This window comes from Streptomyces sp. NPDC058678 (assembly GCF_042714835.1).
GTDB lineage: Bacteria > Actinomycetota > Actinomycetes > Streptomycetales > Streptomycetaceae > Streptomyces.
Genome location: NZ_JBHXSG010000081.1, coordinates 1 through 11057, shown reverse-complemented (window position 1 = coordinate 11057; position 11057 = coordinate 1). Strand labels below are relative to the sequence as shown.

Sequence of the window (11057 nt, the reverse complement as noted above, 5' to 3'; positions counted from 1 at the left end):
TCTCCAGTTCGTCTCTAGCGTGCTGGATTGGCGGCGGCCCCGGTTCTTGGTCGGATGGGGGCCGCCGTTGTCGTGTGTCGGGTGGGTCAGGCGGCGGCGGTGTCGTCGCCGCGTGTGGCGGTCAGTCGGCCGTCCAGGGTGCGGACGGCCATGCCGCCGGTGGTGAGGGTCTTGACGGCCTTGGACACGGAGCCCTTGGACAGTCCCGTGAGCGTGACCAAGTCCTTCTGGAGGACCGGTTCGTCGGCGGTCTCGATGGCCTTGAGGACGCGGGAGACGGCGCTGTCCGTGGCGGGCTCATCCGGCGTCGTGGTCTTGACGAGGGTGAGCGTCGGGGCGCCCGCGGCTTCCACCGTGGGCGCGACCGTGCGGGACCACGGGGTGCGGTCGGGCAGGGCGATGACGACGGCCTTGTCCATGTAGCGGACCTTGACGGGGTCGGGCTTGCGCTTGCCGTTCCGGATCAGCGCCACGCCGGGGACGGGGAGTTCGTCGGCGTTCCAGCCCTTGGCCTGTGCGTCCTCCCCGAGGACCACGCGCGCTTCGGCCGGCGTGCGGACTGCGAGGCAGATGGAGACGCCGATCTGGGGGGCGATCTGCTTGGGGATGCCGTCGCCGATGGTGGGCTTTTGGGTCATCCACCACAGGTCGATGCACGCCGCGCGGCCCATCCGGGCGAGGGATTCCAGGCCCGGCAGCGCGGAGCGGTTCACGCTGCGGGTCTTGCCGTCGCTCGTCTCGGTCTCGCAGGGGACTTTGTCGGCGGCCGTCATGACCTCGGCGCCCTCGTCGACGACGACCGTGATGCGCGGCCGGTCGGCGGTGGGTGTCCAGGTGTCCTGGCCCTTGGGCAGGATGCTGAGGCGTTCCAGCATCTCCGTCTCCAGTTCGTCGACCACGTCGACGACTTCGCGTGGGGTGGAGGCGACGCGGGCCCGGTGGTCCCATAGGCGGCCTTCCACGCGCTTGAGGTCGATGATGACGAGCGCGTTCGTGGCGCCCTCGGACGCGTCGAACAGCAGCGGCCGGGAAGCGACCGACTTGCCCGCGCCGGACCGACCAGCAATGAGCAGCCGTTCCCCGAGCGGCACGGTGACCTGCTCGCCAGTGACGGTGTCGACCCCGAGCGAGCGCCGCTCGGGCGTCCACGTGAGGTCGTCGCCGTCGGCCGCGCTGCGGGTGCGCAAGGTGAGTTCGGCCCAGCCGCCCTGCTTGCCCGCCTTGATCTGCATGCGCAGGCTCGTGCGGGCGCCGAGCAGGGCGCGGATGTGGTCCTCGGCGGCGCGGAGCTTTGTCGCCGTCCATGTGCCGTCGAGGCGGACGGCACACACGATGCCCGCCTCGGTCAGCTTGGGACGGCCGGTCAGCGTGCCCGTCAGGCCGCGCTGTTCGGCGTGCTCCTTCCAGTGCTGCGGCTGCAACCGCTTCAGCAGCGCGGATTCTTCGGCGGTGGGCTTCAGGCCGGTGGTGTCGCGCTCACGCACGGCGATCCACACCGACAGGGCGGTGATGGCGGCGACGAGGGCGACGGCCGCCCACACCCACACGCGGGTGGGAACCTGCGGCAGCGACACGTAACCGGCGACGCCAAGCGCGGCGGTCGTCTTGGACGCGAACAGCCACATGGGGTCGGGCACGCGCCGCTTGGCGGTGCGCAGTTCGCGCTCCGCGCGGTGGCGCAGGGAGGTGACGCCTTCGGGGTCGATGGCGCGTGCGGTGGCGAGCGCGCGCTTGGCGTCGCGCACTAGGGGCTTGCGTTCGGCGCGCAGGGCGCGGCGGCGCTCGGCTTCCTTGCGCCAGTGATCGGCGCTGAAGCGGGCGGCGGTGGCGGCGTACTGGCGGTGGGTGCGCCAGACTTGTCCGTGGCTCACGGGTGTCCTCGTTTCAGGGATCGGTGGGTCGGTGGTGACGGGCCCTGCGACGGCCCGTCACCACACGCATGTGTTACGCGGAGTGAGCAGGTTTCCGGTTTCCTGGTTTCCGAGGCGGCCCTTACGCGTGTGCGCGCGAGGACGGAAACTTCCGTCACCCTGCGTCGCTACGGGGCTTCTGGCGGCCGAACAGTCTTCCGGGGGAAACCCCTTCCGGAAGGCCGTTCGGGCGCCCTGCGGGCCGCCTACGGCCTCACGGTGTTTCAGCGGCCCTTGCGGCCGGTCCTGCCGGTGGTCTTGGTGCTGGTGGTGACCGAGCGGACCACGGTGACGACGGCCCAGGCGAGCACGAGGGCGATGAAGGCGAGCATCGCGAGATTCGCGGCGATGGCGGTCAGCACGCCGACGAGCAGCGGGCCAAAGTAGACGCCGGCCGCGACCGCACCGGCTCCGACACCGGAGCCGAGCGCGACGCGCTGCACCGTGCGGTCCGGGGGCGCCTGGTGGATGTGCACCACCTGCGGCCCGGTGGGCTGGTGGGCGGGAAGGGCGGCGGGGTCGGCGTAGACGTGGCTGCCGTCGGGGAGCTGGACGACCGTCAACGGGCGGTGTGCGGGGAGCTGTTCCATGACGCACCCTCCGGGGCGTTGTCGGGGAAAGCGCAGGCAGAGCACATACCGAGGGAGGGCGGGATGACGTATCCCGCATCGCGGCGGCACTCGGGGCAGATGCGGCGGGCGGTGTTGGCCTTGGCCAGGGCCGCCCTGCGGGCCGGGGTCATAGGGCGCACCGGCTTGGCTCGGTCGATGCGGTAGAGGTAGGCGACCAGCGGGCCGCGACGGCGCCGGGGCCGCTCGACTTGCGCGGCCACCTCCTGGCCACCGGGGCGGAGTCCGAGGGCGCGGAGTTGGCGGTAGGTGGCGTAGCCGTCCGGGGCGAGCCGCCACCGGTAGACGGGCAGGGTGGCCATCAGGCGACCTGAAGGCCGCGTTCGGCACGCAGGGTGTCGCGCAGGGAGCGGGCGTTCGCCGGTGAGGTGCGGACCTCACGGCGGATGCCCTCCGCGCTCAACTTGGCGTCCGGCCAATCCGCCGTGGCCTTGCGGGCCTCGTCGAGCAATTCATCCGGGGTGCGCTTCGGGCGCGGCGTGCGGGCCACGTCGGGCACGCGGCCCGTCGCCCGACGCGGGCTGGTCGACTCGGCAGCCACCGCGCGCCGCTCGATCGGCTGCTCGATGGCCTTGACCGGCTTGGCCGGGATGGTCGACTTCAGGAAGCCGACGGCCACCGCTCGGGGCAGCGCCGTCACGTTCGGCGTGCTCGGCGCCGGGGTCGATACCACGAGGTCAGAACTAGACCGATTCCTCTCGGTATTGGTCGATTCCTCCGCATTCGCGGTCGGGGCTGCGATCGGGGCGGGGCGGTGGTGCAGCACCTTCGCCACGAGGTCCGAGCCGAAGTAGATCGACCCGACCGGCAGCGACGTGGCGAGCAGCACCAGCACCCAGTTCGCCGGGTCCCAGTCGGCCAGCCGACCCCAGTCGACCGACCGGCCGTGCAGCTCCGGAACCAAGCCGTGCACGTAGTTCAGGACGAGCGAGGCGATCGTGTAGGCGGCCAGCACCCGCAGTGCGAACGTCCGGTCCCGCCCGGCGAGCACGAGCGTCGCGATCAGAGCCAGAGCCATCAGGCCGTCGACGACGAACGGGTACAGCGTCGCGGCCGTGTTGTCGGCGCCGATGGCGCCCGCGATGTCACGCAGGGCGTTCCAGGACACCCGGAAGGCCATGGCGACCACGACGACCAGCGCGAGCACGAGGGCGGCGCGGCCCTTGCGGTGCAGATTCATGCGGCACCGCCCGTCCGACCGGACCGGCCGTTGACGTGGTCGCGGTGCGCGGCGAGCACGCGCCGGCGGGCCCGGCGGATGCGCCGCTCGTCCAGCTCGCACGGCGTGCGGCCGATGACGATGATCTGCGCGTCCAGCAGCTCCATCTCCGCGCGGATGACGGGCATCTCCGCCTCGATGGCGTCCAGCTCCGCGTCCGTGGGCTCCATCCACGGCTCGAACGCGGTAACAGCTTCCTGAACAGTGACGATGTGTTCCATTGGGTCGTGTTCTCCCTAGCAGGTGGCAACGGCCCGAACAGCGGCCCCGGTGTTACAGCACCGGGGCCGCGCGCCGTTGAAGTCGGTAGATCCGGCTCCCCTCAGCGCTGCTCGTACGAGACGAGCAGCGGAGGCAACCGGCCGCAGCAGATGACTGCGGATAGGTCAGTCGCGCTGTACCGCACACAGGGATAGAACCCGCGCACGCCGCCCTCTTGCTTGCAGAGGTGGAGCGGCTACCTCAGGCACGCTGTTGAGTTTTCAATCAATGCGCGCTCACTTCGTACTCACCCCTACGGGCTTTCCTCCGGGCACATCCCTAAGGTTCCCTAGGGTTCCCTGCGGTGTCAAGCGGTAAGCTAGGGAACCTCAGGGAAGTGACGACAAGGAGCACCGCGACATGGCAGGCCAGGCTGACAATCGAGCGCCGTACGCGAAGATTGCCGCCCACTACACGGAGCTGATTACGTCTGGTCAGCTACAGCCGGGGTCGCTCTTGCCGAGCATCAAGAACCTCGCTGAAGAGTGGAAAGTGAGCACCGCGACGGCTGAGAAGGCCCTGCGCAAGCTGCGCAACGAGGGTCTTGTACGGGGGATCCACGGGATCGGGACGGAGGTCCTAGACCAGCCAGCTCCGATGTCTTCGGGGTCTCAGCGTCAGGACCGGGGGCGCCGTACCGGGTCTAGCTGGGGTGCAGGTGAAAGGTCCGACTCGCATCAGGCAGGCGTAGTACCCGCGCCCGCCGAAGTGGCGCAAGCGCTGGACATTCAGCCCGGCTCCGACGTGATCCGCCGAAGCCGGGTATACCGAGACCGGCACGGCATCGTGGCCCACAGCACGTCATGGATTCCCGCGCGGTACGGGAAGCCGCTCCCGCAACTGGCGGCGAGTGAGCGTCTTACAGGCGGGACTTCGCTCCAGCTCATTGCTCAGGTCACCGGCCACCCGATCAGTCACCGCATCGACACGGCCTCTGCGCGCCAGCTGACGCCGGAGTACGCACAGCTCTTGGAGCTGGACCCCGAAAACCCGCCGACGGAACCAGTGGTCGTGATGACGGCAAAGTTCGTGGACAGCGAAGGGAACATCGTGGAATACGGCGTGGACCTCGGGGGACCAGGCCGTACATGGCGCACGGAATCGGAGGTCTCCACATGACGGTCATGGATGACACGCTCGCAAACGTGCTCGAAGACCGCCTTGGCGCACTCCTTGCGGCCCGGCGTGCTGGCACAATCACGCCCGAAGCCGAAGCGGAGATGGCTGCCATCTCCCAGACCATGACGAGACCGATGCCACCACTTCCGCCGTTCTGCGTGCTGATGGCCGGACTACCTGGCTCAGGCAAGACCACGCTTTCCCGCGCTCTCACTGCTCGCGGGTTCGTACGCCTGTGCCCGGATGAAGAGATGTATCGACGCCATGGCGTGTACGGAGTCGACTTTCCCCGAGGCACCTTCCCGACCCTTGAACGGCCGGTCCTCGAAGACGTGGCGGTCGAACTCAGGGAGCACCTTGAGGCGGGGCACGATGTAGTCGTTGACCACGGCTTTTGGACCCCAGAGGACCGGGGCCGCTGGATGGGCATCGCCACCGACGCCGGCGCAACCCCCGTGCTCGTCTATCTCGCAGCGAGCCACGACGAACTCTGGGCGAGGATTAGTGAGCGCAACGAGTTCCACGCGAACGATCCCAACGCGATCTACTTCTCCGAGAGCGACCTTCAGCGGTACCGCGCCCGCTTCGTCCCCCCCGAGGCAGAGGAACCGCACCTCACCTACGACGGCGACCCTGCAACTGTGATCGCGGCTCTAGAAGCGTCGCGCTCGTGACGTCCTGAAGAACTAACTGAAGTTTCCCCGAGATGCGGCGGGAGGTGACAGCATATTCGCTCAGGCCGTGGGCGTCGTCACCGGCGGAGCGGATCTCTAAATCATGCTCCGCCAGGATCGCCGTGACGGTGCGGGCGTTCTGCCCGCGTGGCCCGCAGCGGCGCTTTTAGGTGATCGCCAGCATGTAGCTCAGGCGCTACCTGGCCAGCCAGCCGACCATGAACCTTGTCGTCGGTAACGCAGCGAAACGACATCTTCGCGGCGAGGGCCCGCTCCAGCATCGCGCGGCCCAGTGCGGGCAATGCTACTGGACCACTAGGCGGGAATCCCTATCAGAGCTGACGGCACGTTACCCATCGGGCTTGGTATAACCCACACACGTAGAGAATGGATACTTCTGCACGCATTTAAATAGTTCGTTTCCTTGGCGTGCTCCCTCGGCCAGCGTCGCAATGCATGCCTTATCCGAAAGACCCCATAGGGTGCCATACGGCCAACCTATTTGGCGCGTGCGGTACACTATTTTGTTTACACATTGCGCAGATGCGCTGTAGCGCGCGACGTCCGCCATGAATGCCACAAACTGGGGATTATTGATCAAACCAGCCTGCTGGCCCAGCTTCCTCTTCGCTTCATTCCGCTCCTGCGGCCGCGTGTCCGGGGCGTGGATTACCTTCAGCAAAGTACTCACCTGCTGCACGACATTGATCAACGCGGCCCGCTCCTTCGGCGGCGTCTTCGAGGCATGGATCATCCCCAGCGAGGCAGTCACCTGCTGCACGACTTTGGCAAACGCGGCCCGCTCCTTCGGCGGCGTCTTCGGATCATGAATTGCCACCAGCGTGATGCTCACCTGCTGCACGCACTGCATGAAAGTGGCCCGCACTTTCGGTCGCGTCTTCGGGTCATGAATTATCTCCAGCGTGGTGGTCACCCGCTGCACGACCGTAATGAACGCAGCTCGCTCCTTCGGCGGCGTCTTCGGATCATTAATTACCTTCAGCGTGGTGGTCATCCGCTGCACGACCGTAATGAACGCAGCCCGCTCCTTCGGCGGCGTCTTCGGATCATTAATTATCTCCAGCGTGGTGCTCACCTGCTGCACGACCGTAATGAACGCGGCCCGATCCTTCGGCGGCGTCTTCGGATCCTCGATTATCTCCAGCGTGGCGCTAACCTGCTGCACAGCATTCGCGAGCGCGACCCGCGCCTTCAGCGGCGTCTTTGGGTTCTCGACCATCTGCATCGTGGATTGCAGCTGATCTGCAGTTTTCTTCGTCACTTTGGAGGCATCCTGCCGCTCGGCCAGAGCCTCTACCTCCTCCTCTAGCTCAGGCGTCATCTCTCTCAGTTCCTCCTTTTGCTCCGCCGGATCCTCTTGTGACTCGGACGATGGCGGAGGCGGAGGCGGCTCAGGAGGCGGAGGCGGCTCGGGCGACGGAGGCGGAGGCGGCTCAGGCGACGGAGGTGTAGGCGGATCAGGCGACGGAGGCGGCTCGGGCGACGGAGGTGGAGGCGGCTCAGGCGGAGGCGGAGGTGGAGGCGGAGGCGGAGGCGGCTCAGGCGGAGGTGGCTCAGGCGGAGGCGGCTCAGGCGGAGGCGGCTCAGGCGGAGGCGGCTCAGGCGGAGGCGGAGTGGTCTGGGCTGGCAGTGTGGCCGCAGTTTGAGCAGTGGTATGGGGCACTGCCACAGCGCCGGTAAGGCCTGCCGGCAAGGCAAGCGCTGCAGCCATGCAGGATGCGCCAGCGAAACGGGAGACTCTGCGCCGGGCAGTTCTGGCCATGATGGCTCCGGATGCGCTCTGCGGTGCCCTGCTTTGCCCTTGTTGGCGTCGCCCAGATGACCGGACGGCGAGACCACCGGAGATCAACTCGACGGTGCAGGCGACGCAAGACCCATTCTTCGCCTCCCCGCTGCGTCCCGCAACTCGTGGCTCAGGGAGCCAGAAGCGACGACGCACGCCGAACTAGGCGTCCCGAGACGCACCCGAACCCGAGTGCCTATGCGACTCGTGCCGAGCCGCCTGGCCGTCCTATGGCCAGAGGGCTCGGCACGAGCCGTCAGACGGGACGGGCAGTTCGACTTCGTTCGCCAGTCCGTTTCGCGCTCAGTGGCGACGCGCCGCCGACCGGAGCCGTGACATGGGAACGGTAGGCGCGTGGATTACGCCGTGCTTCGTGCCGATGCTCCGAGCAGCGACTCACCTGGGCAATTCATTCGGCGTGTCTTCTGGGTCAAAGAACACGATCGCTCCGAGCAGCCGGATGGCACCTACAAGACTTCAGCTCCGTCTGAGGCTGTGGACCCTCGCACGTTGTCTCCCGGAGTCTGGGGCATAGACGGAACGCGCTTGGGGGCTCCCCTTTCCGAGGCTGAGTAGCCGACTCGGCGAGACACAGAAGAGAGGCCTCCGGCGATCAGCCGGGGCCTCTCGTACTGGCCGAACGGCAGTGAGCACAGCAGGCGTTGGGCCGTCTGTGGGCCGTCCGAGGGTGGCCGACGACGACCAACAACGACCAACAACGACGGCTGGACCGCTGGTCAGAAGCCCGTCAGGCCCCGGCAACCGAAGCGAGGTAGGCCCCCGTCTTCTCCGACCCGAAGAAGACCGAGGGCTACCTGATGGAGGTCTCGGGGGCCGCGGGCGCGTAGCCCTCGTCCGACCCCTCCAGGGCGTTCTCGGGGAGCTTCGGCGGCGCGTACCGCCGCAGGGGCTCCCCGCCCGGGTCGGGCCGTACGGCCCCGAGGACCGGGTTGGCCGCGATCGGCGACACCTTGATCTTCGCGCCCGGCCGCGGCGCCTGCACCACCATCCCGTCGCCGAGGTACATCGCCACGTGGGTGGCGTCGCGGAAGTAGACGACGAGGTCCCCGGGCCGCAGCTCGTCCAGCGGGATCCGCTCCAGCTCGGCCCACTGCTCCTGACTGGTCCGGGGGATGGGTGTCCCGGCCCGGCCCCAGGCCTCGGAGGTCAGCCCCGAGCAGTCGTACGACTCCGGCCCCTCCGCCCCCCACTCGTACGGCTTCCCCAGCTGCCGCACGGCGTACCGCACCGCCCGCTCACCCTCCTGTGACGGCTTGTGTTCGCTGCTGAGGGCGCCGGACGCCATGAACTTGTCCTGGGCCTTCGCGATGCCGTTCCGCTCGAACTCGGCGAGGGCCGTGAGCTGTTCCTCGGTGAGCGAGGCGAGCAGCTCCTCGACGTCCTTCAAGCGCTTGTGCACGGTGTCCCGCTCCCTCTTCTGCCGGGCGGCGAGGGTGAGTTGGTCGTCCAGGGCCTTGCGGGCCCGGCGGGCCAGGTCGTCGGTCCTCTTCTCGCTGCCGGTCAGGCGGCCCACCGTCTCGGCCCGCTCGCGCGCCAACTGGCCGATCACATGGCCCTGGTCGAGGGCGTGCTCGGGGTCGCGGGCCAGGAGCAGCCGGACGTACGGGGAGATGTCGGTGCTGTTCTGGTACTGGTGCCGGGCCAGTCGGCCGGCCGCTCTCCGGCTGTCGTGCAGGGAGAGCCGGGCGCGGGACAGCTCGGCGTCCAGGCGCCTCACCTCGGCGCGCCGCTTCTTGAGCTTCTCCTCGGTGGCGTTGTGCGTCTCGGTGGCCCGCTCGGCCTCCTGGTACAGCCCCTGAAGGTCCGTCAGCAGGTCGGCCACGGAGCGCCGGGCGGGTTGTGGGGGCTCGGGCACGGCCACGGCGGGCAGGGGCGCGAGGACGGTTCCGGCCGCCATCGCCGCCGTACAGACGAGACGGAGAAGCCTTTCTGACACGTCATCACCTCCGGTGCGGGGCAGCACTTCCGCTCCGCACCGCGAGCATGGGACGTGGGCGCCGCGTCCGCGCGCCGAGTGTGCGCGGTTCGGCGCAACGGGGTCACCCGTCGGTGGCGTCCGGTTTGGACCAGGGCCACCTGCGTCGGCCGGCCTGTCCCGTGGGGTCGTACTCGTACTTCCATCCCTGGTGGAGTCCGAGCCGCTTGCTGTGTGCGCGGGGGACCCGGCGGTAGACCAGCACGGTGGGCGGGCCGCCGGCGGCGTCGGGGACGGGGATGCGGTACGTCTTGGGCGGGTGCCCGGTGGCGCCCAGCAGGACGGGCAGCACGCGCCCGTCCATGGGGCCGCCCTCGAAGGGGGTGTCTTCGCTCTTCACGGCACCAGTGTCAGCCATCCGCCACGGCTCTCAGCCACTGGCGGCCATGGTCTCCACCAGCGCCGAGGTCTGCGGGTCGCGCCGCGCCGTCACCGTCAGGACCGCCACGAACTGTTCCACGAGCCAGTCCCGCAGCTCGCCGGCGGGCGGCTGCTTGTCCTCGTCCAGCCAGATGAGGGAGGCCGCCTCCACGGCCGTGATCCACATGCGGACCGTCATCCGCAGCCGGGGGCCGGGGTCGGTGACCTCCAGGTGCCGCATGATGTGCTCGGCGGCGGCCCGCCGTACGCCGTCCACCGTGGCCGTCGTACGGGAGGTCTCGACGACGCTGCCGCCCTGGAGGAGGGCGCTGAAGCCGGCGTCGTGCTGGTCGACGAAGTCGAGGTAGCGGTCCAGGGCGCGGGCGAGGCGGGGGAGCAGGGGGCCCTCGCGGGGCTCGTCGAAGCACTTCTGCAGTTCCTCGGCGGCGGACCGGAGGGCGGCCTCGTACAGCTGCTGCTTGCCGCCCGGGAAGTACCGGTACACGAGCGGGCGCGACACCCCGGCCGCCTCCGCCACGTCGTCGAGCGACACGTCCTCGGGGAGCCGGTGCGCGAAGAGCGACAGCGCGGCGTCGAGCAGCTGGCTGCGTCGCTCCTCGACGCTGAGGCGGCGGTAGGCGGGGGTGGGGGCGGAGGACGTCATGACGGGCAGCGTAACCGGCGCGCCCCCGCCGGTAACCGGGCGAACCGGCCGGTACCGGGCGAGTCGGCCGGTACTGGTCCCCGGGCCGGTGCCGGTCCTCCCGGCCGCCAGGGCCCTTCTGATGGATCTCCGTGGCGTCGCGACGCCCGGCACGCTCCCCCACTGCCTTGAGGGCGTGGGAGGTACCCCCACTCGCCGCACCGCGCGCAAGCGCGAGTACGCCCCGTACGAGGGCTTCCGCGCGGCACTCCCCCAGACTCCGTCCGGGGGGACCCCGAGAGCGCGCACCGGACGCCGCTCCTTCACCCGCGGAGATCCATCAGAAGGGCCCTAGTGACCTGAGTCGAAGGTTCGTCGTTGGTTCGGTATGAGTCGTCCGGGTCCGAAGATTCCGCCGTTGTCGTTGACTGATGCCCAGCGG

The 11057-nt window shown here is 69.0% G+C and carries 12 protein-coding genes; 3 read left to right on the top strand and 9 right to left on the bottom strand.

Features of this window, described 5'->3' with window-relative positions:
- Nucleotides 1–86 precede the first annotated feature (86 nt).
- The 5 genes from ACFWWR_RS42125 to ACFWWR_RS42105 form a co-directional block, all read right to left on the bottom strand.
- The gene (locus ACFWWR_RS42125) at nt 87–1871 is read right to left on the bottom strand and encodes a MarR family transcriptional regulator (protein ID WP_384309385.1); all 1785 of its coding nucleotides are present in this window, start codon (nt 1869–1871) and stop codon (nt 87–89) included.
- A 263-nt stretch (nt 1872–2134) separates the two neighbouring features.
- A complete protein-coding gene (locus tag ACFWWR_RS42120) occupies nt 2135–2500 on the bottom strand; it encodes a DUF6251 family protein (RefSeq protein WP_384309382.1) in 366 nt (121 codons plus the stop codon).
- A complete protein-coding gene (locus tag ACFWWR_RS42115; protein WP_384309380.1) occupies nt 2470–2841 on the bottom strand; it encodes an RRQRL motif-containing zinc-binding protein in 372 nt (123 codons plus the stop codon). The genes ACFWWR_RS42120 and ACFWWR_RS42115 overlap by 31 nt, the downstream gene beginning before the upstream one ends.
- Nucleotides 2841–3719 (bottom strand): DUF2637 domain-containing protein, encoded by an 879-nt coding sequence (locus ACFWWR_RS42110; protein WP_384309377.1) that lies wholly within the window; start codon nt 3717–3719, stop codon nt 2841–2843. Before ACFWWR_RS42110 ends, ACFWWR_RS42115 begins: the two co-directional genes overlap by 1 nt.
- Nucleotides 3716–3979, bottom strand: a complete 264-nt coding sequence (locus tag ACFWWR_RS42105) for a DUF6284 family protein (RefSeq protein ID WP_384309374.1) — start codon at nt 3977–3979, stop codon at nt 3716–3718. The genes ACFWWR_RS42110 and ACFWWR_RS42105 overlap by 4 nt, the downstream gene beginning before the upstream one ends.
- Before the next feature lie 400 nt (nt 3980–4379).
- Between ACFWWR_RS42105 and ACFWWR_RS42100 the strand changes: the two genes are divergently transcribed.
- Both ACFWWR_RS42100 and ACFWWR_RS42095 read left to right on the top strand, forming a co-directional pair.
- Nucleotides 4380–5138 (top strand): GntR family transcriptional regulator, encoded by a 759-nt coding sequence (locus tag ACFWWR_RS42100; protein WP_384309371.1) that lies wholly within the window; start codon nt 4380–4382, stop codon nt 5136–5138.
- Nucleotides 5135–5812, top strand: coding sequence for an AAA family ATPase (locus ACFWWR_RS42095; RefSeq protein WP_384309369.1), 678 nt, complete (start codon nt 5135–5137; stop codon nt 5810–5812). Before ACFWWR_RS42100 ends, ACFWWR_RS42095 begins: the two co-directional genes overlap by 4 nt.
- 349 nt (nt 5813–6161) lie before the next feature.
- Here the strand turns inward: ACFWWR_RS42095 and ACFWWR_RS42090 are convergent, their stop codons facing one another.
- Entirely contained in the window at nt 6162–7154 is a 993-nt protein-coding gene (locus ACFWWR_RS42090) for a hypothetical protein (RefSeq protein WP_384309366.1), read from the bottom strand.
- Between the two features lie 816 nt (nt 7155–7970).
- Here ACFWWR_RS42090 and ACFWWR_RS42085 point away from each other — a divergent pair.
- Nucleotides 7971–8192, top strand: coding sequence for a DUF6009 family protein (locus ACFWWR_RS42085; RefSeq protein ID WP_384309364.1), 222 nt, complete (start codon nt 7971–7973; stop codon nt 8190–8192).
- Between the two features lie 235 nt (nt 8193–8427).
- Here ACFWWR_RS42085 and ACFWWR_RS42080 read toward each other — a convergent pair whose 3' ends face one another.
- The 3 genes from ACFWWR_RS42080 to ACFWWR_RS42070 form a co-directional block, all read right to left on the bottom strand.
- Nucleotides 8428–9573 (bottom strand): NlpC/P60 family protein, encoded by a 1146-nt coding sequence (locus ACFWWR_RS42080; RefSeq protein ID WP_383874167.1) that lies wholly within the window; start codon nt 9571–9573, stop codon nt 8428–8430.
- 103 nt (nt 9574–9676) lie between these two features.
- On the bottom strand, nt 9677–9970 hold the full coding sequence (locus tag ACFWWR_RS42075; RefSeq protein WP_383874165.1) for a hypothetical protein: 294 nt from the start codon (nt 9968–9970) through the stop codon (nt 9677–9679).
- Between the two features lie 12 nt (nt 9971–9982).
- A complete protein-coding gene (locus ACFWWR_RS42070; protein WP_384309361.1) occupies nt 9983–10636 on the bottom strand; it encodes a TetR/AcrR family transcriptional regulator in 654 nt (217 codons plus the stop codon).
- Nucleotides 10637–11057 lie beyond the last annotated feature (421 nt).